Source organism: Virgibacillus halodenitrificans JCM 12304 (assembly GCF_001310895.1).
Lineage (GTDB): Bacteria > Bacillota > Bacilli > Bacillales > Amphibacillaceae > Virgibacillus_Q > Virgibacillus_Q halodenitrificans.
Genome location: NZ_BAZS01000007.1, coordinates 46,632 through 70,442 on the forward strand (window position 1 = coordinate 46,632; position 23,811 = coordinate 70,442).

Sequence of the window (23,811 nt, forward strand, 5' to 3'; positions counted from 1 at the left end):
TAGATTACATGCTGTTCGAGAAGTATCATTTAAGAGATTTAAAGAAAAAGAGGATGATTGGTTGGATGAAGTGTCTCCATTTGGTCCAGATCACTTAGCCAACAACTACTTTCGCTGGTTTCATGTTTTTGAAGACGAGTTAAATCACAGGGGGCAGATTCGTATTATTCGTAAACATTTGGAGAGGAATCAAATTAACCCATAAGTATTTAGATAAAATGATTTTAAAAGAAGAAATGAAGGTTATGACCTAAATCTGTTAACAGAAAAGTATAGTAGGGCCGCCAGTTTTAGCTGCCCTACCCCTTTGTTTTAATTATAAAGATTTGCAATGAAGTTTATGCTATGTTGGCATTAAAACCAGCCTTTTTTCTTAAACCACATGTACATAGCCACGGCAATTATTCCCATGACACCAAGAGAAACAAAATAGCCGTATTTCCATGTCAATTCAGGCATGTATGTAAAATTCATTCCATATATACCTGCTATAAAAGTCAAGGGAACAAATATCGATGTGATGATAGTCAAAACCTTCATAACATTGTTTGTTTGGTGTGCGTTTAAAGATAAATAGCTATCCCTAATATCTGCAGTAATTTCCCGATTGGACATGATCATTTCTGAAATTTTCAATAAATGATCATAAATGTCAGAAAAATACTCTTTCCTTTCCCTCACACCAGCCTGGTGCTGGGAATTTAACATGCGATATAGTAAATCCCGCATTGGATTGACGGTATGTCTAAGATTTACCAGCATATGCCTAATATCAAATAGTTCTGTAACCAAGTCATTCATCGTTCTGTTATTTCTATTATCCTCGATGACATCCAATTCATCTTCAATGTCATAAATTAACGGAAAATAATTATCTACTATTTTATCAAGAATTTGGTGGAATACATCATACGTATCCCAGTTCTCCGTTCCGTTCTGTCCGAGGAGTCTGTCTTTAACTTGAGTTACTTCTATAGATGGTTCACGGTGAAAAGTAACGATAAAATTCTCACCTACAAAAAAGTCCAGTTCTTCTTTAATGAGTTCATCCTTCTCCACCCGCACACTGTGGGTAACATAAAACGTATAATCCGTATAATAATCCAGTTTAGGACGTTGTAATCTGTGCATACAATCTTCAATAGCGAGTGGATGAAATTGAAATACGGTTGTCAGGTAGTTAACTTCCTCTTCCGTGGGCTGGTTAAAATCTGCCCAGATCCATTTATAATTAGAAAAATGAAAAGATGTTATTGGTATGTTTTTTTCTAGTTTTCCTTGTGCAGTTACTCCATATAGATGGATCAATATAAATGCTCCTTCCCTCTTCAGTGATTATCATTAACTATTTACCCTTTTTAAATCCAAAACAATCGGCTTACAGAAAGAAAAAATATAGACCTTTTACTAACAAGGATTGTTTAAACTTGTTAAAATGGGAAGGTAAAATATGCAGACAAAGGTTACCGAAAACCTAATTCGTTATTGTTTTGAAGGGCTAGGCCTTTATATTAAGTGTTGCGTTTCTGCATAATTATTAAGTAATTTAGGACTATTGCTCTCCTGTCGTTTTTTAATAGAAGGATTAACTTTTTTATAAGGGTGGAATAATCCTAGAGGGCAAATTATGCCCGTAAGGAGGAGTAACAAATGGCAAAAACTTTTGTACTGGGTGGTACAGGACTGCTCGGTTTTCAAACGATTAAAGAATTATTAGCTAAAGGGTATGAAGTAAAAACAATAGCAAGAAAAGAAAAACTAATGAATCAGATGATGCCTGAGGAAGTGGAGAAACATTTAGGAGATATTAATACATTATCAGATGAGGAAATAGTGGAGCTGCTTCGGGATTGTGACAGCTTTGTTTATGCAGCGGGAGTTGATGAACGAACAATTCCGCAGGCACCAGCTGAGAAATTTTATTATGAACAGAATGTATTGCCAACCCAACGTCTCGCACGGCTATCCAAAAGAGCAGGTGTTAAAAAATTTGTGATTCATGGATCATATCACGTGGAATTTGCTGAGAAATGGCAGGATCTAAATCTTTTTGAAACAGAGGCATACCCGCGAACAAGAAAACTTCAAGAAGAGATCGCCTTTATGGAAGGTGGAAATGAAATGGAAGTCATGGCATTACGCCTCCCGTACATTTTCGGCACAATGCCTGGGCGTACGCCGCTTTGGAAGATGTTTTTACCTCAGGTAGAGGGTAAAGATGTTGTGCCTGTATTGCAAGGTGGAACAGCTATGGTTACAGTGAAGCAGGTAGCAGAAGCAACGGTTGGAGCTTTGGAAAATGGGGAGCACAAGAAGAGTTATGCTATATGTGGTGAAAATATGTCCTATGCTGAGTTTTATAAAATTATAGCAGAAGCGCTTGAACAAGAAGATACAGAGATAAAAGTAGTACCACTAGAGCAAATGAAGCCTTCGTTTCAAAAAGCTGATGAAAAACTGGCTTATGAAGGAAAAGAAAGAGCGATCCATGCAGCTCAGACTGCAGAAATGCAAAATAGAGGAGCATATCTTGATCCTAAAGAAACAATGCCCGTGTTAAATTACCAAGAAGATGATATAAAAGAAGCGATTATTGAATCTATTAAAAAAGCGGTAAATTGCTAAAAAAGCTTTTCAGATGGCTGTTTAAAATTGAATCAATACTTGATAGATTTTAAAAGAGGAAAATTACAAAACATTATAATTTAAGAAAGCTATTCGATTAAGTAATAGAGAGGGTGCAAGGCACCCTCTCTATTAAATTTTTTATCCTCCTGCAGCTGCGGTAGCAGGTTGTCTCTGCCCTAACTCTTGGTCTAAAAGTAATAAAGCTGATGAATTTTCATCCGCAATCTTTAGTCTTTCTACAATGTTTAATGTTTGAGCTTCCTCATCAATCTGTTCTCTTAAAAAGTCTTGAACGATTACGACTGTCTGAGGATCAACATTCTTTATATAATCATGCGCCTGACGATAGGCATTTGTTACATATTGTTCGTGCTCGAGCGCTCTTTCAAAAGTTTGAAGAGGAGTTCCGAAGTCATCCTTTTGAGCTGGCACTTGGCCTAGCTTAACTACACCATCTTTCCCGGTTAAATAATCGATTAGAGTTAATAAATGGGTTCTTTCTTCCTCCGATTGTACACGTAACCAGTTTGCCATACCCGTATAATTCTTGCGATCCAGGTAAGCTGCCATTGCTAAATATAAAGTGGTAGAGACCTGTTCAATTTGAATTAAGTTGTTAATAAGTTGTTGAACTTGCTCTTTTATCAATTTACACACTCCGTTTCATCCTTATTTCAATAAGGTTATGCCCCAGAATGATCATAAGTTACTGAAATAGAGTAAATTATTAATCCCTTAATAATTAATTTTAAATTAAAACGGGTCTTTCACAGATTGAAAAAAGGCTATAATTTATAAAACATTTCTCCTTAGTGCTGGCTATTTTTCTTCCTTTTAAAAGCGATCCATGTAGTCTTAAGAGAGGAATAAGTACCTACTGCTGCTGCACCATAAAAAGCCGCCATAAAAATACCCGCCCATACATCTCCTTTATGGCTAATGAATATTGAAATAATAAATCCTAGGATGCTTGCAATAGATGGAAATTATTGATGTGGTATCGGAAATAGTTTAAAGCATTGTGTTAGCAACACTATAACCGGTACTGCAATAACACTATCCCATATATTGGTATGAATTGTTGGAAAATCGATGGGGATCAATCCTTTCACGTTTTTCACAAAAAATTTTGATGTAAGCTGTACAAGTAAGTTTAACCATTACTTACGTTGATAATTCAATTCTGTACAATCTTTCTATGTCTATTCTGGTCAAATATTCTTTATTAGACACTTACCCCAGATTTATACATATATTATTTATAAGTTTTTTGAAAGGAATGATAAAAGTGTACTATTTCTATGGCTATCCAAATCCATATTATAATAATATGTATATTTACCCAGACGAAAGACAGCTCTATTTTAACAGCATGATGCGTAACCATATTCAAAATAATGAAAACTTACGTATTAAAGACTATGGAGGAAGTCCATTTGTGGTTAATATTAAAGAAGCTTCCATAAGAAATAAGACGTACCGCACTGCGATTTGGACAGGAGAACATTTACAAGTAACTCTAATGAGTATTAATGTTGGTGATGATATTGGTTTAGAAGTCCATCCGAATACAGATCAATTTTTACGAATAGAGCAAGGACAGGGAATTGTAAGAATGGGTGGGAGCAAAGAAGATTTAAATTTCGAGAAGCAGATCCATGACAATTCGGCAATTTTCGTCCCTGCTGGCACGTGGCATAACGTAATTAATACTGGTAATAAACCTTTAAAACTGTACTCTATCTATGCCCCACCTAATCATCCATTCGGGACTGTTCAGGCTAGTAAGTCATCTTCAACTACCGAAAACAATAATAGTAATAAGGATATAAATGTTTTTGGTATGACGCCAGATGAATGGATAATGCATACAGAGTATCTAGTGAATGAAGGCCTGGAAGACGTTAAAAGAGGTATAAATGCAACACATATTCTTCAAGAATTTATACTAATGGGAGTTCTTGTCGGTAAAGGATATTCACCTGAAAAAGCTTATGAAACCGTAGAAGAATGGGAACGTACAGGAGAATCCAAGCTTCTTCAGCAAAGTAAAAATATGTAGCATGAGCTAAAAGTTTTATTAGGATTGCATATTGTAAAAAGTGATTTTATCTTGCGAAAGAACAAACTTTGTTATATACTAGTCAACAAATTCATAATGGTATTTCCTTCGGGGCAGGGTGAAATTCCCTACCGGCGGTGATGAGGGCTTTGTTCCCTCTCAGTCCGTGACCCGGTTTCTGCAATGAAAACGGTGGATTTGGTGAAATTCCAAAGCCGACAGTATAGTCTGGATGGGAGAAGGAATGACTGGAAAATATGTATTAGTAACTATTAAAAAAGATGCGATCTATGAAATTGCAGGATGCTTCCGATGTCCTGTACTCTTTTAACGCCATCTTTTTCAATTGTTAATTCTAAATGCTTGTTATTCGTCATGTTATAGCCCCGTACTGCCTTTATTGGTGTACGGGGCTTGTCGTATTTAAGAAATAATTTTACTGGAGAAATAAAATAGAGGAAGGAGTACTACTTTGCAGGAAGAGGAATATATGAAATTGGCGCTCTCGATGGCCTTAGCAGCCAAAGGGCAGACAAGTCCAAATCCACTTGTTGGAGCTGTTATTGTAAAGGATGGCTTTATTGTTGGCACAGGTGCACATTTTAAAGCTGGAACACCACACGCAGAAATTCATGCTATTCAAGCTGCCGGCGAGCAAGCTTTCGGTGCTGATATATTTGTTACGCTTGAGCCATGTAGCCATTTTGGCCGAACAGCTCCGTGTGCAGATGCTATTATACAAGCGGGAATAAAACGTGTGTATATTGCTTCCCTAGATCCCAATCCGCTTGTTGCAGGTAAGGGGATAAAGAAACTTAGGAAGGCAGGTATCGAAGTAGAAACAGGCCTTCTGGAAAAAGAAGCAGTTGAACTGAATCAACCTTTTTTTCACTTTATTAAAAATAAACAACCTTTTGTAACGATAAAGGCAGCGACCTCATTAGACGGAAAAATCGCTGCAGCAACTGGTGACAGCAAATGGATTACTTCTCCAGAATCCAGACGCGACGTTCATCAACTACGACATGAACATGACGCTATATTAGTAGGCATACATACCATCATTCAAGATAACCCCCGTTTAACCACCAGATTGCCCCAAGGTGGAAAAAATCCCATTCGAATTATTTTGGATACGCATTTACGTATTCCCCTAGAAGCAAAGGTTCTTACAGATCAAGCTGTAAAAACAATTATTTATACTGGTAAAGATGCAGATTCAGATAAAATGAGAAAAATTAGTAATGAATTCGTTGAAGTTGTTCAATTGGTTTCAAATGTAATTTCTATTGAAGATGTATTAAAAGATTTAGGTGATAGAAATATAGTGACTTTACTTGTCGAGGGCGGTTCTGAGATACACGCTTCTTTTATTGAAGAAAATGCATTTCAACAACTTATTTTCTATATGGCACCAAAAATAATTGGTGGAAAACAAGCTATACCGTGTGTCGGAGGTAGCGGAGCACAACTTGTTGAACAGGCAAACGAACTTGAGTTCATAGAATTGAAACAAGTCGGTTCTGATTTAAAAATTACAGCGAGACCAAGAAGGAAGGGATCTACACCATGTTTACCGGAATAATTGAAGAATTAGGCAGTGTAAAGAAAGTAGCACAGCAAGGAAGAGCAATGGAAATTACAATTCACGCTACCAAAATAATGCCAGGAATCAAGCTTGGTGACAGTATTGCTGTAAACGGGATATGTCTCACTGTTACTAGATTAACTTCAACCGAGTTTTCTGTTGATGTCATGCCTGAAACCTTCCGTAGCACTTCTTTATCCACACTTAAAGAGCGTATTGAAGTGAATCTGGAAAGGGCAATGCCTGCAACAGGTAGATTTGATGGTCATTTTGTAACAGGTCATGTAGATGGTGTAGGAGAGATTTTAAAGAAAGAACCTACTGAAAACGCCATTTACTTTCATATTTCTATACCTACGGATTTCTCTAAATATATTGTTATGAAGGGCTCTGTTGCAATAGATGGCATTTCTTTGACTGTCTTTGGAATTGAAGCAGATACACTTATCGTTTCAATTATCCCACATACTGCAAAAGAGACAGTGCTTGGAAGAAAAGGCACAGGTGATCAAGTTAATTTGGAAACAGACATGCTGGCAAAGTATTTGTATTCCTTTGTACATGAACAGAGAGCAGAAGGGAAATTTGAAAGTAAGATAACAGAGCAATTTTTACAAAAGAACGGATTCTAGGCTTCATAGATTATAAGTATGTAAGAGTAAACATGTCAGTATTCAAATATAGGAAGAAGGGGAAATGGATGTTCAGTCAAATAAATGATGCTTTGGAGGATTTAAAGTTAGGGAAAATGATTATTGTCTGTGATGATGAAGACCGGGAGAATGAAGGGGACTTTCTGGCGATTGCCGAATATGCTACACCGGAAACAATCAATTTTATGGCTAAAGAAGGTAGGGGGCTAATTTGTACTCCAATCGCAGAAAAAATCGGCGAGAAGCTTGCACTTAATCCAATGACTACCCATAACACGGACAGTCATGAAACAGCCTTCACAATAAGTATTGATCATAAAGAGACGTCGACTGGTATTAGTGCATTTGAAAGAGCAAAAACGATACAAGAAATGGTGAAAACAAATGCAAGGCCTACTGATTTTTCAAGTCCTGGTCATGTATTTCCTTTGGTGGGAAAGCCTGGTGGTGTATTGAGAAGAGCAGGACACACAGAGGCAGCGGTTGACTTAGCTGTACTAGCAGGGGCTTCTCCAGCTGGGGTAATATGTGAAATTATGAATGAGGATGGAACAATGGCTAGAGTAGGAGACCTTGAAAAAGTTGCCAAAAAGTTTGGTATCAAAATGATCACCATTAAACAATTAATAGAATATCGCTTGCAGCATGAATCTTTGATCAGTAGAGAGGTTGAGATTGAACTGCCGACAGAGTTTGGTGATTTCAGGGCAGTTGGTTATTCCAATACAATAGATGGGAAAGAACACATAGCACTTATAAAAGGGGATATAACAGGGGAGGAACCTATTCTACTTCGAGTTCATTCTGAATGTCTTACAGGTGATGTCTTTGCATCCAATCGCTGCGATTGCGGTCCACAGCTCCACAGGGCGCTTATGAAGATTGAAGAAGAAGGTAGGGGCATTTTGTTGTATATGCGTCAAGAAGGCCGGGGTATTGGTTTAATCAATAAATTAAAGGCTTATAAATTGCAACAAGAAGGCTATGATACCGTGGAAGCCAACAAAAAATTAGGGTTCGCTGAAGATCTTCGTGATTACGGGGTCGGGAGCTCAAATCTTACGAGATTTAGGTGTGACTAAAATGAGATTACTTACAAATAATCCACGTAAAATAGCAGGCTTGAGTGGACATGGACTGCAGCTTGTAGAACGGGTTCCTTTACAGATGCCTGTAAAAATGGAAAATGAAGGATACTTACAAACAAAGAAAACCAAACTTGGACATTTATTAACATACTAAAGGAGAGATTTAGAATGAAAAAAGTAATTGAAGGTAACTTGATTGGTACAGAACTAAAGCTTGGTATAGTGGTTTCTCGCTTTAACGAATTTATTACTGGGAAACTGCTGGAAGGCGCAATTGATGCTTCTAAACGCCATGGTGTGGAAGAAGATAATATTACTGTTGTCTGGGTGCCTGGAGCTTTTGAACTGCCGCTTGCTGCAAAGAAGCTTGCAGGGTCAGAAACGTATGATGCGGTAATCACGCTTGGTACAGTTATACGTGGTGCTACTTCTCACTTTGATTATGTCAGTGGAGAAGCAGCGAAAGGAATTGCTAATGCTGGAATGCAAAGCGAAATTCCTGTCATCTTTGGAGTGCTGACAACCGACACAATTGAACAAGCTATTGAACGGGCAGGCACCAAAGCAGGAAATAAAGGTGCAGAAGCTGCTGTTACGGCAATTGAAATGGCTAACTTGTATAAACAATTGAAATAGAGGTATTTAAATAACTTTGCAACAGTTATTATATTGTTAATTTCTGTGAACAGAACTCGTTCATTCATTACTATAAAAATAAGGGGCACAGACCAGTGCCTCTTATTTTCAGCTTAGCCAATAATCATTCCTCTCTATCTTCCGGAATACCTTGATTCAGCTCTTCGCTATATTCAGCCTGAAGTTTCTGGTTAATAAGTTCCTTTTCTTCACCAGATCGGATAGCATGGCCATCCAACACTTGATTAGCCATGTATTTATGGAAAAAGTACTCTCCAACTGCGAGAAATGCAGATGATACAAGTGAAGCAGTTACGAGGGGGATTTCCATTTCAAATAAAAAAGAACCTAATAAATAGATGGCCACAAAGGCGAGAATGAAGTCAAATAAAGTTGCTCCCCAATTTTCAAACCTTGGTAATAAATAAACGTCTCCAACTATATAGGAAACCACTGTAAGCAGGACACTTAGAATGAAGATATTGGGAAAGGATACACCAAAAAATAAACCTAAAACAAGCCCCAATATCCCGGTACACATAATAAACTTCATAAAGACTGCCTTCCAATGTTCCATTTTATCACCTCCAATTTATGAATAGACTGCCCTGTTCTATTCACAATTATTATTTCCCTACATAAACTTATAAGGCATAATGTTTGCCACACGCAAAATGGTTAACTATAATCACAAATAGATTTAAAAATATGGTTTACACAAGTAAAAGTGGGAATATAGATGAAGTAATCTAAATGAAAGAGTTAATTTTTGAACAAAGGAGCATTGCATGATGGTTGACTATTTTTTGAATTTAGATCCGGTAGCCCAAGCAGCCTTAGCAACCTTATTTACATGGGGAATGACAGCCTTGGGAGCAGCTTTAGTTTTTGCAACAAAAGGTTTTAACCAACGCTTTATGGACAGTATGTTAGGTTTTGCTGGTGGTGTTATGATAGCTGCAAGTTTCTGGTCATTGCTTTCTCCTGCGTTGGATATGGCGGAAGGAGGGCCAGTTCCAGTCTGGGTCCCGGCAGCGGTAGGGTTTATTCTTGGAGGAGTATTTTTGTGGATATCTGATAAAATACTACCACACCTCCATCCATCTTCTTCGTCTATAAATGAAGCAGAAGGAATAAATCCGGGAAGCAAAAAAAGAAGTACATTACTTGTGTTGGCAATTACGTTACACAATATTCCTGAAGGTCTAGCTGTAGGTGTGGCGTTTGGCGCAATTGCTGCGGATTTACCTTCCGCCTCTTTAGCTGGGGCCATAACACTTGCTGTTGGTATAGGTATTCAGAACTTTCCTGAGGGTTTAGCAGTTTCTATGCCTCTCCGAAGAGAAGGGATGTCCCGGAGGAAGAGTTTTATGTATGGGCAGGCTTCCGGCATGGTGGAACCTATTGCTGGTATAATAGGTGCACTTGCCGTAACTTTAATACAGCCTTTGTTGCCTTATGCACTTAGCTTTGCAGCGGGCGCAATGATTTTTGTAGTTGCGGAAGAAGTAATTCCAGGTTCACAGGAAAATGGAAATAAAGATCTCGCTTCCATGAGTTTAATGATTGGTTTTACAATTATGATGATCTTGGATGTGGCTTTAGGTTAAAAGGCGAGGGGATAATGTCTCTCGTCTTTTGTTATACACGGATAATTACATAGTCACCATTTGTTAGTTTTGTAACATCTGCCTTCATTGCTTTGGCAACATCTGCTGTTAATATTTTTGCCTCATCTTCTGATTTGGCTAGAAGACAAAGGCAGTTGCTTGAAATAACTCTTTCTTTAGCTAAGGTTACATATGCCAAAATTTGATACTCTGGTCTCAAACTGGATTCCCTTCCCATAACTAATCCCCTTTCAGATTTGTTTTCAAGACAGCATGCGATTTTTTTGCACTTTCCAATAAAGGACATTTTTTCACGGCTTCAATCAGTGCATCTAAATCCCGTTTAATCGGTATCAGTGTAATAACTACTCTACCTTTCTCATAATCTTTTCTCGTAAAAGCATATCGTTTATTTCCCAGGGCTCTTGTTGCTTCAAATAAGGCAGCTTGTCTTTGTCCAAAGTTGTCCAAATTAATTCGGTAATGATTTTCATTGGGAGTAATAATAACAGCCATGCCCTCTTCCTGAAAAAGTTTTTCCGCATTTTCCGTTCCTAAGATATTACTTATAAAGATGCCATTGACATAAAGGTTGGAATCCTTCACTTCGATTGTTCCCTCTTCTACCTGGGCAATGTCACCAATGCTTTTTCCTTTAGTGAAATTTTTTAATAAGAATAATGCAGCAAATCCTACTAAGAAACCACCAATCAGTTTAATCCATATGGCATAGGGAAGTACCATCATTGTTATAGAGGCGAGGAAAGAAGTAATAAATGCAATATAGTTTCTTGATTCAAAAGTTTTTGCAATACCATCAATATAAGCCGCACCCCTGTAGGTGTACTCTGTATGTTCTAAATCACTCAGACTTTCTTTTTCCATTTTTCTTACATCACGGAATTGTTGCAGAGCCAAAGTCAAGAATGTGACTGCTACAAAATTTTTGCTGAATAAAGCTGGAAGAGCAACTGCCCCAAGAGCTGCAGCGACGAATCCAGTGATCATGTGAATTAAGTACCCGTTGGGATAACTAGGATACTGTCGATAATCTTCTTTTAGGATGAGAATTCTGGAAAGGGTACCTACCAAAATAGACCCTACAATTATACTTAAATCTTCGGTAGACAGAATTTGAGCTCCTTCCACCTTGATCACCTTCCATTCACTACTATGTATGTGAACTTAGTATGTGCAAGATAAATGAATTTACCCCAATTAATATAAAGGACATGGAAATAAACTAGAACTTAAAAAAAGAACCGAAATTGAGTGTTTTTTTAAAATGTAAAAAGAGCCATCCTAAAAAGAAAGGCTCTTCATTTACTTATTTTTTTCTTAATATAATCATAAAAATACTAATCAATGTAAAAGCAATGAGCGCAAGAAAAGGAATCGTAATAAAACCGAGCCAATTAATATACGCTGCATCACATGGTACGCCATCAGCACAAGCCTTTAGTTTTGCAAAGCCAGGTACCTTCTGTTCCAGATAGTGAAAAAGAGAGATGCACCAGCCGATTAAACTGAGAGGCAGTACATACTTTTTTACATTAATATCGTTCGTAAATGTAGCAATACCAAGAATTAAAGCTAATGGATACATTATAATTCGTTGATACCAGCAAAGTTCACAAGGAATATAGTGAAGAATTTCACTGAAATACAGGCTCCCAAGTGTTGCTATAACTGAAACCAGCCAAGCGAAATAGAGATAAAGTTGTTTCCTGGATTTATTTGTCATTTATTAGTTACCTTCCAGTTCTTGCTCAATTGCTGCTTGAATAGCTGCATAGTCAAAAGGATCCTCGATCATTTTGTCATTAACCATAATCGAAGGAGTTAACTCCACATTGTGCTCTGTGACTAACTCCGTATCTTTATTTACAGCGTCCAAATGCGTGTTATTTTCAATATCCTCTTTTAGTTGCTCTCCATCAATTTCTTCCATGTTATCAGCTATTTTTGTTATAGTATCCATTGTCAGCCATTTGGTATCATGATCTTCTGCTGGTTGCTGAGCGAATAACTGCTTATGAAAATCCCAGTATGCATCAGGGTTTTGTGCCCATACTGATTCCGCTGCAAGAGAGCCTAACTTGGATTCCTCTCCATGGAACAGTACATTAATATAAGCAAATTTAGCCTTTCCAGTATCAATATAATCTTGTTTTATTTGAGGGAAATATTGTTCACCCCAAGCTTTGCAAGCTGGGCATTTGAAATCTCCAAATTCTACAATAGTTACAGGAGCATCTTCTTCTCCCATGACTGGTTGTCCTTCAATGGAAGGTTGATTTCCGGTAGTCGTGTCCTTTCCTGTGCCATTGTTAGTAAGCACCACAATAGCAACAATTAACGCAATAATTACCAAAGTAATAATTACGGTGATTTTGATAGGAGAATTTTTACCTTTCATTAAAACACCTCTTTATTTTTTTATGTAATGATATAGTACCATTAATTAATCTTAAAGTTGAACAATATCTAACTTGTTCAAATAATAGTCATAAAAGTAAGCAATCTTTCGTTGACACACATATTCGTTATTGCTAATATGATGAACATATAACATATTAGTATAAATGAATATGTGAGGTGACAAAAATGATAACTTCAGATTTAGAGGTTAAGGTTAAATTTTTACATGGCTTTTCACATCGTACACGAATTCAAATACTTGAAGCTATAAAGCACAATGAAAAAACGGTTTCTGAAATTATTCAGACCGTAAATGCAAGTCAGTCCAACATTTCTCAGCACCTTGCTTGTTTAAAAGGATGTGGGATGGTTGTTGGAAGGCAGGAAGGGAAATATATTTATTACAGTTTAAGGAACCAGAAGGTCAGAGACTTATTGACAATGTTTGACGAGGTTCTTGAAGAAGTAGAAGAAGAGGTAGCTTGTTGTAAAAAAGAGGTGGAGTAGGAGGAGAAATAGTTTGGGTAAATCATGTTGTGGATCAAATAAAGCAGATCATTCGAACAATTCCTGTTGCTCGCAGACAACAGGAACGGAACAAAACAACGGTCAAGATACAGTAACAATGTCGAACGAGGTAAGCTGCGAGGCAGAGGAGGACCATTCCGAGACAGAGTCCGAATCGGGTTGCTGTTCTGGTAACTCGGAAATTAAAGAAGACAAAGCTGAAAATGACTGCTCTAATAAGCGTACTTTTGTGATTGAAGGGATGGATTGCCCTTCCTGTGCGGCATCAATTGAAAAAGCGGTAAATAAAATTGATGGTTTGGAAATGATTAAGTTAAACTATAATACTGCCAAGCTTGTGGCGGCAGGTACGGAGAAAGCATTGGATGCTGTACCATTAGAAGTCAATAAATTAGGCTTTACTGCCAGTATGGAAGATAGAGGGGGATTTACTTCTATTTATGAAATTGAAGGAATGGATTGTGGAAATTGTGCGAAGAGCATTGAATCACACATGAGACGACTTCAGGGTGTCAGAGACGTAACAGTTAGCTTTTCCACCGGAAAGATGAAACTTTCACATACTAACAAAGATAATGAGATGATGAAAGAAGTAGAAAAACTAGGGTACAAAGCTGTATTAGTAAATGGAACCGCAAATAATATTTCTTCTAACAATCAAAGAAGTAAAGAAATGAGCTCTATTTACTTTTCAGGTGGTTTAATTGCCATTGCGTTTTTCGGCTCATTCTATGGACTTTCCAATCTTATAGGCGTCTTCTTGTATGCAGCTGCTATTGCGATTAATGGCTATAAACCAATTAAAGCTGCTTTTTATTCGTTGAAAAACCGCTCTCTTGATATGAATGTACTCATGTCAGCTGCCGCCATTGGTGCGGCTCTAATTGGTGAGTGGTTTGAAGGAGCTACAGTTGTTTGGCTATTCGCTCTTGGTAATGTACTGCAAAACAATTCGATGGAACAAACAAGAAAATCAATTCGTGGGCTTATGGATTTAGCCCCAGCAGAAGCATGGTTAAAAACAAGTAATGGAATGAGCAGGGTACCAGCAGAGCAAGTCAGTCTAAACTCTCTCATTATTATCAAGCCAGGTGAACGTATACCGTTAGATGGAGAGATTGTAAAAGGAAGCTCCAGTATTAACCAAGCCCCTATTACGGGAGAATCGATTCCGGTTAATAAAACCCTCGGTGCTCAAGTATATGCCGGTACAATTAATGAACATGGATCCTTAGAAGTAAAAGTAACAAAACTGGTAGAAGATACAACCATAGCTAAGATTATTCATTTGGTCGAAGAAGCACAAGATCAAAGAGCACCAGCTCAGGCGTTTATTGATAAATTTGCTAGTATTTATACTCCAATTGTGTTCGTGCTTGCCTTCGGAATAATGATTATTCCTCCATTGCTTGGTTTAGGTGGATGGAATGAGTGGATTTATAAAGGTCTTGCATTACTTATCGTTGCCTGTCCATGTGCGCTCGTCATATCTACTCCTGTAGCAATTGTTTCTGCGATTGGGAATGCAGCCAAACAAGGTGTCTTAATTAAAGGCGGAACGTTTTTAGAAAAAGCTGGAGAAATAGACGCAATTGCTTTTGATAAAACAGGAACACTGACAGAAGGGAAGCCAAATGTTTCAGAAGTTCATACTTCTCATGGATCTGAACAGAAACTCATTGCCATTGCGAGGACGCTAGAAGAATATTCTACTCACCCAATTGCTCATACGATTGTGGAATATGCTAAAAAGCAAGAGATTGAAACGATAGAAGCATCGAATTTTACCAACATTGCCGGTAAAGGCGTCCAAGCAATGATAAATGATGAAACATATTATGCTGGAAACCCTAAGCTATTTAAAGAAATGGGGGTAGACCTAAAGCCTGTCGCTGATTCTATTAAAAGGGCTATAGGTCATGGTAAAACGATCGTATTAATTGGAACGAGGCAAATGATCTTAGGTATGATTGCTGTAAGTGATTCGCTACGTCCTACAACAGTAAATGCTTTGCAGCAGTTAGATAATATTGGTGTGAAACAAATTGTGATGCTTACTGGAGATAATGAGGGGACTGCAAAAATGATTTCCAAAGAAACAAAGGTAAATCGGTATTTTGCTGAACTTATGCCGGAAGATAAAGTTGACACAATTAAAAAGCTTCAGGAAGAAGGCCATAGCGTGGCTATGGTTGGAGATGGCATAAATGATGCCCCTGCTCTTGCGACTTCAGAGCTGGGAATAGCCATGGGCGGTGCAGGCACAGATACCGCAATGGAAACAGCGGACATAGTGCTTATGGCAGATAACTTGGAGAAACTGCCATACACAATTAGACTAAGTAGAAAAGCTTTATCTATTATCAAACAAAATATTGCTTTTTCATTGCTTATAAAACTAGCGGCTCTAATCCTGATTTTTCCGGGTTGGCTAACCCTATGGATGGCTGTGCTAAGTGACACTGGAGCAGCAGTACTTGTAATATTGAATGCGTTACGATTATTACGGGTGCGATCAGAATAGTAGAATACGTGTCAGAGCTGGAAGTGACAATTTCAGTGATAAAATTTTACAGGTTTAAAACTTAATAGAATGCTTAAAAGCAGCTCTGCATCTTGTATGTAGAGCTGCTTTTACTAGTTCTAATATATATGTTGGGATTATTCAATGATTCGGAAAGTAGATAGACTGCGACGTAACTAAGAATATAGAGGCTGCGTAAATCACCGCTACGGGGAAATATTTCGCTTTCCGCGGGCGGCAAAGAAGACACTGTGAGGTTACGAACAGATGTCGCCCTTGTACCCGGAGGTGTGAAAGCGTCCGTATGCAACGGAAATCAATGCGGCTTACCTACCTCTTCAACGATTTCAATGAGCTTTCCAGCAACGCAGTTATTTTACATAATCTAAACACGAATAGTTACTGCGCAGTTTCCTCCAACTATGAAATAACTAAATATGTTTGTAACCTAAAATTTAAAGTTAAACCTTTTATTAAATCGATGGAAAGTATATGAGAATTATATTTCAAGTGAAGCTTCATTTCTCTTATTTTCTGATTGTTGAACAACACGAGCAGCAGAGGCGTCACCAGTAATATTTACTGCAGTACGGAACATATCCATAAAGCGGTCCACACCAGCAATTAAGGCGATGGCTTCTAATGGGAGATTAACTGCTGTAAGAACCAGTGTCAGCATAACTAGCCCTGCTCCAGGCACACCAGCTGCTCCAATGGAACCTAATGTTGCAATTAATACAATCGTTAATATCTGAATAAAAGAAAGCTCGATGCCATAAGCTTGTGCAGTAAACAGGGCTGCTATGCTTAAATAGAGTGAGGTTCCATCCATATTAATTGTAGCTCCTAGTGGCAAAACAAAACTGGACACTCTTTGGGAGACTCCTAAGTTATCTTCTGTACATTTTATAGTAACAGGCAATGTTCCGGAACTACTTTGCGTACTGAAAGCAACAAGCGTAGCTGGGGCAATTCCTTTGAAAAATTTCAGTGGATTCATACTTCCGAAGCTTTTAACTGCAAATGAATAGGTTACGAGTGTGTGAACAATGCAAGCAAATGCTACAACTGCAACTAGCTTTATTAAAGGCATCAAAACAGAAAGCCCATATTGTCCGATAATAGGAGCTAGCAAACCAAAGACTCCAAATGGGATAAGCTTCATAATAATCCAGGTGATTTTATACATAATTTCGGCCAAACCTTCAAAGAATCGATAAACAGGTTGAGCTTTTTCGCCCACCATGGTAATCCCCACACCAATGAAGATAGCAAAAAATATAATCTGGAGAATGTTACCACTAGAAAGACTTTCAATCGGATTGGTTGGAATGATGTTAAGAAACACATTAATTACACCACCAGTTTCGGTGGCTTCCGGTATTTCTCCTGTAGAGGAAATGTCCACTCCTTTTCCTGGTGAAAAAAGGAAAGCTGAAATCAATCCAATCGTAACAGCAAGAAGTGTTGTGGCAACATAATAAAAAATAGTTTTTCCGCCGATTCTCCCAAGTGTTTCCATGTTACCAGTGCTTGCTACTCCTACAATTAAAGATGAAACAATTAAAGGGATAATTACGAATTTAATAAGTCTAAGAAATAAGTCGCCTAATGGTTGCACGACTTCCATGTTTTGGCCAAAAATAATACCAAATATGATAGCACTTATAAATGCGATTAAAATCTGGGGAAGTAAACCAATACGCATGTACCAAACCTCCTTAATTCATTGACTTTCAAAAATCTTTACTATTCAAACGCGCGTTTTTAAATATGTATGTACTTGTTTGAAAATTAAGAACATGGAAATGGGATTAGGGCGGTGACATATTAATAATTCTGTTAAAAGTTCAATTATTATAAAGATCCTGCACAAAAACTGGATAAATTTTATATAAAATAACTTTAATACATAGAGAGTGATGGAGGGCGTGGATTATGAAAAGAGTAATGCTAATTGGAATACTTAGCACGGGTCTATTTATAGCTGGGTGCAGCGATTCTGGAAAAAAACAGGCTTTTGAAGTTCCTTTTGATGGGAAAATGGAACATGTTCATGGCATAGGTTATGCAGGTAAAGATAACGGATTACATTTTGCTTCCCATACAGGTCTAAAAATATATAGAGATGGAGAATGGTTGGAAACATCTAAAAACCATAATGACTATATGGGATTTAATGCAGTTGATGATGGGTTTTACACTTCTGGCCACCCCGGTGAAGATTCGGACTTACCAAATCCAATAGGAATTCAGCGAAGCGCCGACGGAGGCAAAAGTCTTGATGAGATTGATTTTGCAGGAGAAACAGACTTCCACGGAATGGCTGTTGGCTTCTCCAGCCATGACATCTTCTTAATGAATCCCCAAAAAAATTCAAAACTGGACCAGGGATTTTATAGAAGCGTAGATAATGGAGATACATGGGACGAAGCTGCTGGAGCTGGATTGGCAGGAGAACTTCTGCACCTGGCTATACATCCATCTGATTCCAACTGGGTCGCTGCAGCTACTAGTAATGGAATTTATCTTTCTGAAGACGCAGGGGAACGTTTTGAATTAATTAGTGGTGATGGAACTGGTACGTCTGTTTATTTTGATGAGGAAAATCTCTACTTTGCTTCTTTTACATCAAGCCCTGAAATGACAAAGTATACTCTTTCAGACGCCAGTAAAGAAAAAGTTGAGCTACCTGAACTAAATGAAGATGGCCCAGTTTACATTGCAAAGAATCCACAGGAGGAAAAAGTGTTTGCTATTTATACTATAAAAGGGCAGGCATTTATTTCAAAAGATGGGATGAAGAGTTGGGAGCAGATTTTAGATAATGGACATGTGATAAATTAAAGAAAGCGTGGACAGACTAATATGTTTGAACTATATAACCAAATTGCAAGTCTTTTCAGCCGTCCCATACAGCAGCTCGCATATGGTTGGGAGCATTTACCTATTTTGTTTGCTTTCTTTCTTGGATTGGTTGGGGCAGTAGCTCCATGTCAGTTGACAGGTAACATTAGTGCTATTACGATCTATGGCAATAGGTCACTTACCTACAAGGTACCATGGTTACATGTGTGGGTCTTTATTATAGGGAAATTAATTGTATTTAGTGTTCTTGGTTTTTTGATTTGGGTAATGGGTAAGGACATACATAGTAGCCTCACGCTAGTATTTCCTGTTCTTCGAAAAATCATCGGGCCAATGCTAATTTTCATTGGCTTATTTATGATGGGAATGTTTCATATTAGGCGTATATGGCCATTTTATTTATTGCGGAGGAGTACCCATAATAGAACTTTATTAGGTAGTTTCTTCCTTGGAATTACGTTTTCGATCGCTTTTTGCCCAACTATGTTTGTGTTGTTTTTTCTTACCTTGATACCAATTGTGCTTTCTAGTCCTTATGGTGCCGTGTTACCTGCTTTCTTTGCTCTCGGCACCTCCTTACCTCTTTTGTTGATTATCTTTTTAATTTGGTATTTTGGGGCAAGTGGAGCCATTTTGAAAAAAAGTAGAAAAATTGGTCAACTTGTACAAACCTTAGCAGGTATTGTAATAATTATTATAGGTTTTTTTGATACTGTCACCTATTGGTTATAGAAGAAAGGAATTTACATGTTTAATAAGCTATCGTTTAAAATTGGTATATTGTTCTTTGTTTTTTTTCTAATTATAGAAGCGTTTTTATTTTTCACTTTATATTCGAACCTTGCCAATGATCGAATTGAGGAGGTCATGGAAAATCTTTTGGGTCGTGGGAATACACATAGGGAAGTGCTTGAAAGAAACTTCCAAACATCGACTATTGAACATGTGGCTATTATGGAATCAGCATCTGACTTTGCAGTAGTAATAACCGATGAAGCAGGAGAAGTGCTTGTGAATTCCGATCCTATTAATAAGGAAATGCGTCACATTATCGATCGGGTAAAAGAGGAAAAGATCCCAAAGAAGGGCAAAATAGTGGAAAAAAGATGGGAAGAAACAGCATTTATTGCGACAGACAGTCCCATAGTAATAGACGGCAAACATGAGGGAAATGTCTTTATGTTTGCTGATACGGATAATGTGAAAAAAATAATAGATCAGCTCAGTGACCAATTTCTGATGGTGAGCATTATTACGATATCTTTAACTATTATTGTAATCATGTTTCTGTCAAAATTTATTGCCATCCCGTTAATTAGAATGAAGGAAGCTACGGAGCAGCTGAGTAAAGGAGATCATAGAGTTGCCTTGCATACGGAACGTACAGATGAGCTAGGCGAATTGGCTAATTCAATAACCAAATTATCGAATGACTTGGAGCAAATGAAAATGGCTAGAAATGAGTTCCTTGCAAGTGTTTCACATGAGTTACGAACGCCACTCACCTATTTAAAGGGATATGCAGACATTATTAGTCGGGATGACACACCAAAAGAAGAGATGAAAGAATATACGAAAATAATCCGTGAAGAAGCTGAACATTTAACTTATCTCATAAAGAACCTGTTTGATCTGGCTGAAATGGATGAAAATAATTTCACAATAAAGCGGGAGCCGATCTCTCTATGTGAATTGACTCGTACAATAGCGGAGCGTGTACAACCGGCTTTTGAAAAGTCAGCTATCCAATTTTCTTATTTGTGTGAAAAAGAGTTTGTTATTGATGTAGATCCGGCGCGATTACAACAGGTTATCTTCAATATTTTAGAAAATGCAAGAAAGCATTCATCTGAGGGAGGCAGAGTGAGTTTATCGGTAAAACAAAAAGAGGACGATATTTGGATCGTTATTCAAGATGAGGGAGAAGGGATTCCTCCAGAAGATCTGCCATATATATTTGATCGATTGTATCGAGTGGAAAAATCCCGATCTCGGGATAGTGGAGGTACAGGGTTGGGGCTCTCCATAGCAAGAGAAATTATCGAATCACACGGCGGTACAATAGAGGCAAGTAGTGTAATAGGAAAAGGAACTACAATTCGTATTAGGTTAAGAAAAGGTGGAAGAGAAAATGTATAAGGTACTTCTTGTCGATGACGAAAAACGCATGCTGGACCTGCTTGCATTGTATTTGCACCCACACCAGTATCACTGTGTAAAAGCTCAAGATGCAGCTACTGCTATGGAAAATGTTCAGAAGGAAACGTTTGATATTGTTCTACTTGATGTAATGATGCCACAGGTAAATGGATGGGAACTATGCGAGCAAATTAGAAAGATATCTGATGTTCCAATTATTATGCTTACTGCTCGGGATCAAAAGGAGGATATAGTTAAGGGATTAAGGTTGGGAGCAGATGACTATATTACCAAACCATTTGATGAGCAAGAGCTTCTAGCAAGAATGGAGGCATTATTGCGGAGGAGTATCTCAGATTCCGCTGTAATAAAGGTTGCTGGACTAATCTGATGAGTCAAAATTTGAGCTTACATATGAAAATCAACATATTAAGCTTACGCCAAAAGAATTCTCTATGCTGGGTCATTTGATGAGACATCCAAATCAGGTTTTTGCCAGAGAACAATTGCTTGATCTTATATGGGGATTTGCCAGCCATACAGAAGGGAGAACGGTCGATTCTCACGTGCGGAATGTACGGGAGAAAATACGCCAGTCAGGATTTCCTATTGATGCTTATTTTAAAACAGTGTGGGGAGTTGGCTATAAGTGGGTACAATCCAAATAGCTTGATTTATATTCTTGAAAGGAGGAAGTTTCATGGGGAAAAACAACGAAGGGCATTTTTCTGAGCATGATAATGAAAAAACGGATCAAAAAGGTGGGCATTCGCATCATCATGCCCAGTATGAACACGAAGAAAATCACGAACATAAAATGGAAGACAATGAACATGCAGAGCATGGACATCATGGGCACCATGGACATGATCATGGCGATATGGTAAATGATTTTAAAAAACGCTTTTACATTTCTTTGCTAGTTACCATACCGATTCTCATATTGTCACCAATGATCCAAGGCTTTATTGGGATAGAGTGGCGTTTTACGTTTGATAAATACGTATTATTTATTCTTGCTACCTTTGTGTTCTTTTATGGTGGCTGGCCTTTTATAACTGGAGCTATTGGAGAATTAAAGAAAAAGAATCCTGGCATGATGACTTTAATTGGTCTTGCTATTCTCGTCGCATATGGTTATAGCTCTTTAACGGTATTTGGTTGGGAAGGAAAGGATTTCTTCTGGGAACTTGCCACGTTAATAGACATTATGCTTCTCGGCCATTGGATTGAAATGCGTTCGGTAATGGGGGCTTCTAATGCATTGGAGGAGCTTGTTAAACTGATGCCAAATGAGGCACATAAATTGGACGAGAATGACGAGGCGGTAGATGTACCGGTTGCTGAACTGAAGAATAAAGACAGGGTACTTGTAAAACCAGGAGAGAAGATACCTGTGGATGGCACTATATTGGATGGAAAAACGGCCGTTGATGAGTCCATGCTCACTGGGGAATCTGTACCTGTTGAAAAATATAAAAATGATGAAGTGATTGGAGGTTCTGTTAATAAGGAAGGTTCCATCACAGTACAGGTAGAGAAGACAGGAGAGGAATCTTATCTTTCGCAAGTAGTCACCATGGTAAAAGAGGCACAGGATTCCAAATCCAAAACACAGGATTTAACAAACAGAGCCGCTAAATGGCTATTTTACCTTGCCTTACTAGCAGGGTTTGCTACATTGTTTATCTGGCTTGCACTTGGTTATAGCTTCGATGTAGCATTAGAGCGAATGGTTACCGTTATGGTAATAACCTGTCCTCACGCACTTGGGCTTGCCGCGCCACTTGTAGTTGCCGTATCTACATCTATTTCAGCTAAACAAGGACTGTTAATTAGAAATCGGACGAATTTTGAAGGCGCAAGAAATCTCAATGCAGTCGTTTTTGACAAAACGGGTACGCTGACGAAGGGCGAGTTCGGTGTAACGGAAATTGTTCCTGTGGAAGGAGAAAGTAAAGCAGACATATTAATGCTGGCTGCTAGTCTCGAAGCACATTCAGAACACCCGATAGCAGCAGGAATTGTTGCGCATAGTAAGGATCAAGAAATTACCTTAAAAAAAGTAGCGGATTTTACTTCCATCACTGGTAAAGGAATTGAAGGGAAAGTAGATGGGAAACAAATTAATGTAGTTAGCCCTGGCTATATAAAAAGCAATGGGCTTAATTATGATACAGATGCATTCAACAAAATGTCTGAGGAAGGAAAGACAGTTGTATTTGTGCTTGTGGACGATCGCTTAGTTGGTATGATTGCACTTGCTGACATCGTAAGAGAAACAGCTAAAGAGGCAATTGCTGCTTTAAAAGAAGATGGAATTCATTCCATCATGCTTACTGGTGATAATCAAAAAGTGGCCAACTGGGTTGCCAAGCAGCTTGAAATAGATGAGGTTTATGCTGAAGTACTTCCTGACGATAAAGCAAATCAAGTAAAAGATATTAGAAATAAAGGCTGGAAAGTCGCTATGACAGGAGATGGTGTTAATGATGCACCTGCACTTGCCACAGCGGATCTTGGAATTGCCATTGGCGCAGGAACAGATGTGGCAATGGAAACGGCTGATGTTGTGCTCGTGAAAAGCAATCCGAAAGATGTCGTTTCTATAATCAACCTATCTAGGAAAACGTATAGAAAAATGGTGCAAAATCTATGGTGGGCTGCAGGCTATAATATTTTTTCCATACCACTGGCGGCAGGTGTTCTAGCTCCTGTTGGAATTGTACTAAGCCCGGCTGTAGGAGCTGTATTAATGAGCTTAAGCACTGTGATTGTTGCAATTAATGCCAAGCTATTAAAGGCATAGACAGAAGGTTGGGACATAACTAAACAACGCTATTCTAAAGACGAACTATTTAAAATGTGGGAACCCCGCTTCGGAAAAACGCTTCGCTTTCCGTGGGCGCTGCTAAGCCTCCTCGTGCGATGCACTCCGGGGTCTTAGCTAGGCTTTTCCTCCCACAGGACAAGGAAAGCTGCGACAGCGATACATCGCACGAAGGAAATGTGTACTTCATTTCCGAGGAGTCTGCGCGTTTTTCCTCCGCTAATTTGTTGCAAAAA

The 23,811-nt window shown here is 38.2% G+C and carries 21 protein-coding genes, 3 pseudogenes and 1 riboswitch; of the genes and pseudogenes, 15 read left to right on the top strand and 9 right to left on the bottom strand.

Annotation, left to right across the window (positions count from 1 at the left end):
* Nucleotides 1-61 precede the first annotated feature (61 nt).
* Nucleotides 62-205 carry a hypothetical protein gene (locus tag JCM12304_RS19955; RefSeq protein WP_256200773.1) on the top strand — a complete coding sequence of 48 codons (144 nt, stop codon included), beginning with the start codon at nt 62-64 and terminating at the stop codon, nt 203-205.
* Nucleotides 206-354: 149 nt separating this feature from the next.
* Here the strand turns inward: JCM12304_RS19955 and corA are convergent, their stop codons facing one another.
* Nucleotides 355-1,308 carry a magnesium/cobalt transporter CorA gene (gene corA / locus JCM12304_RS05875; RefSeq protein WP_060679044.1) on the bottom strand — a complete coding sequence of 318 codons (954 nt, stop codon included), beginning with the start codon at nt 1,306-1,308 and terminating at the stop codon, nt 355-357.
* 342 nt (nt 1,309-1,650) lie between these two features.
* Here corA and JCM12304_RS05880 point away from each other — a divergent pair, with 342 nt between their 5' ends.
* Nucleotides 1,651-2,625: an NAD-dependent epimerase/dehydratase family protein gene (locus JCM12304_RS05880; protein WP_060679046.1), complete on the top strand. Its 975-nt coding sequence runs from the start codon at nt 1,651-1,653 to the stop codon at nt 2,623-2,625.
* Between the two features lie 141 nt (nt 2,626-2,766).
* Here JCM12304_RS05880 and JCM12304_RS05885 read toward each other — a convergent pair whose 3' ends face one another.
* Nucleotides 2,767-3,276, bottom strand: a complete 510-nt coding sequence (locus tag JCM12304_RS05885; RefSeq protein ID WP_172675259.1) for a ferritin — start codon at nt 3,274-3,276, stop codon at nt 2,767-2,769.
* 161 nt (nt 3,277-3,437) lie between these two features.
* Nucleotides 3,438-3,722 (bottom strand): annotated as a pseudogene (locus JCM12304_RS05890) (hypothetical protein).
* Between the two features lie 194 nt (nt 3,723-3,916).
* Between JCM12304_RS05890 and JCM12304_RS05895 the strand changes: the two are divergent.
* From JCM12304_RS05895 to ribH, 5 genes and pseudogenes are all read left to right on the top strand, one after another.
* Nucleotides 3,917-4,690, top strand: a complete 774-nt coding sequence (locus JCM12304_RS05895; RefSeq protein ID WP_019377268.1) for a cupin domain-containing protein — start codon at nt 3,917-3,919, stop codon at nt 4,688-4,690.
* Nucleotides 4,691-4,790: 100 nt separating this feature from the next.
* Nucleotides 4,791-4,938: riboswitch (FMN riboswitch) on the top strand.
* A gap of 224 nt (nt 4,939-5,162) precedes the next feature.
* Nucleotides 5,163-6,275, top strand: coding sequence for a bifunctional diaminohydroxyphosphoribosylaminopyrimidine deaminase/5-amino-6-(5-phosphoribosylamino)uracil reductase RibD (ribD, locus tag JCM12304_RS05900; protein ID WP_060679048.1), 1,113 nt, complete (start codon nt 5,163-5,165; stop codon nt 6,273-6,275).
* Nucleotides 6,260-6,910 (top strand): riboflavin synthase, encoded by a 651-nt coding sequence (gene ribE / locus JCM12304_RS05905; RefSeq protein ID WP_060679049.1) that lies wholly within the window; start codon nt 6,260-6,262, stop codon nt 6,908-6,910. Before ribD ends, ribE begins: the two co-directional genes overlap by 16 nt.
* Nucleotides 6,911-6,978: 68 nt before the next feature.
* Nucleotides 6,979-8,173 (top strand): annotated as a pseudogene (locus JCM12304_RS05910) (bifunctional 3,4-dihydroxy-2-butanone-4-phosphate synthase/GTP cyclohydrolase II).
* Nucleotides 8,174-8,187: 14 nt separating this feature from the next.
* Nucleotides 8,188-8,655: a 6,7-dimethyl-8-ribityllumazine synthase gene (gene ribH, locus JCM12304_RS05915; protein WP_019377264.1), complete on the top strand. Its 468-nt coding sequence runs from the start codon at nt 8,188-8,190 to the stop codon at nt 8,653-8,655.
* 124 nt (nt 8,656-8,779) lie between these two features.
* On the opposite strand, the gene JCM12304_RS05920 is transcribed toward ribH, so the two are convergent.
* Complete coding sequence (locus JCM12304_RS05920; RefSeq protein WP_060679051.1) at nt 8,780-9,232, bottom strand: YndM family protein; 453 nt, start codon at nt 9,230-9,232, stop codon at nt 8,780-8,782.
* Nucleotides 9,233-9,446: 214 nt separating this feature from the next.
* Here JCM12304_RS05920 and JCM12304_RS05925 point away from each other — a divergent pair, with 214 nt between their 5' ends.
* A complete protein-coding gene (locus tag JCM12304_RS05925) occupies nt 9,447-10,265 on the top strand; it encodes a ZIP family metal transporter (protein ID WP_060679053.1) in 819 nt (272 codons plus the stop codon).
* 31 nt (nt 10,266-10,296) lie between these two features.
* Here the strand turns inward: JCM12304_RS05925 and JCM12304_RS05930 are convergent, their stop codons facing one another.
* From JCM12304_RS05930 to JCM12304_RS05945, 4 genes are all read right to left on the bottom strand, one after another.
* The gene (locus JCM12304_RS05930; RefSeq protein WP_060679056.1) at nt 10,297-10,503 is read right to left on the bottom strand and encodes a capping complex subunit for YIEGIA; all 207 of its coding nucleotides are present in this window, start codon (nt 10,501-10,503) and stop codon (nt 10,297-10,299) included.
* A 2-nt stretch (nt 10,504-10,505) separates the two neighbouring features.
* Nucleotides 10,506-11,414: a YIEGIA domain-containing protein gene (locus JCM12304_RS05935; protein ID WP_060679058.1), complete on the bottom strand. Its 909-nt coding sequence runs from the start codon at nt 11,412-11,414 to the stop codon at nt 10,506-10,508.
* A gap of 178 nt (nt 11,415-11,592) precedes the next feature.
* Nucleotides 11,593-12,009, bottom strand: a complete 417-nt coding sequence (locus tag JCM12304_RS05940; RefSeq protein WP_060679060.1) for a disulfide oxidoreductase — start codon at nt 12,007-12,009, stop codon at nt 11,593-11,595.
* Nucleotides 12,010-12,012: 3 nt separating this feature from the next.
* Nucleotides 12,013-12,684, bottom strand: a complete 672-nt coding sequence (locus JCM12304_RS05945; RefSeq protein ID WP_060679061.1) for a DsbA family protein — start codon at nt 12,682-12,684, stop codon at nt 12,013-12,015.
* A 188-nt stretch (nt 12,685-12,872) separates the two neighbouring features.
* On the opposite strand from JCM12304_RS05945, the gene JCM12304_RS05950 reads away from it, so the two are divergent.
* Entirely contained in the window at nt 12,873-13,193 is a 321-nt protein-coding gene (locus tag JCM12304_RS05950) for an ArsR/SmtB family transcription factor (protein ID WP_060679063.1), read from the top strand.
* A 13-nt stretch (nt 13,194-13,206) separates the two neighbouring features.
* Nucleotides 13,207-15,738 (top strand): heavy metal translocating P-type ATPase, encoded by a 2,532-nt coding sequence (locus JCM12304_RS05955; RefSeq protein WP_060679065.1) that lies wholly within the window; start codon nt 13,207-13,209, stop codon nt 15,736-15,738.
* Nucleotides 15,739-16,237: 499 nt separating this feature from the next.
* Here JCM12304_RS05955 and JCM12304_RS05960 read toward each other — a convergent pair whose 3' ends face one another.
* Nucleotides 16,238-17,446 carry a dicarboxylate/amino acid:cation symporter gene (locus JCM12304_RS05960; protein WP_060679067.1) on the bottom strand — a complete coding sequence of 403 codons (1,209 nt, stop codon included), beginning with the start codon at nt 17,444-17,446 and terminating at the stop codon, nt 16,238-16,240.
* A gap of 230 nt (nt 17,447-17,676) precedes the next feature.
* On the opposite strand from JCM12304_RS05960, the gene JCM12304_RS05965 reads away from it, so the two are divergent.
* From JCM12304_RS05965 to JCM12304_RS05985, 5 genes and pseudogenes are all read left to right on the top strand, one after another.
* Nucleotides 17,677-18,585 (top strand): F510_1955 family glycosylhydrolase, encoded by a 909-nt coding sequence (locus tag JCM12304_RS05965; RefSeq protein WP_060679069.1) that lies wholly within the window; start codon nt 17,677-17,679, stop codon nt 18,583-18,585.
* 21 nt (nt 18,586-18,606) lie between these two features.
* Entirely contained in the window at nt 18,607-19,338 is a 732-nt protein-coding gene (locus JCM12304_RS05970) for an urease accessory protein UreH domain-containing protein (RefSeq protein WP_060679071.1), read from the top strand.
* Nucleotides 19,339-19,353: 15 nt separating this feature from the next.
* Complete coding sequence (locus JCM12304_RS05975; protein WP_060679073.1) at nt 19,354-20,745, top strand: sensor histidine kinase; 1,392 nt, start codon at nt 19,354-19,356, stop codon at nt 20,743-20,745.
* Nucleotides 20,738-21,413, top strand: a pseudogene (locus JCM12304_RS05980) (response regulator transcription factor). Before JCM12304_RS05975 ends, JCM12304_RS05980 begins: the two are co-directional and overlap by 8 nt.
* 32 nt (nt 21,414-21,445) lie before the next feature.
* The gene (locus JCM12304_RS05985; protein WP_060679075.1) at nt 21,446-23,554 is read left to right on the top strand and encodes a heavy metal translocating P-type ATPase; all 2,109 of its coding nucleotides are present in this window, start codon (nt 21,446-21,448) and stop codon (nt 23,552-23,554) included.
* Nucleotides 23,555-23,811 lie beyond the last annotated feature (257 nt).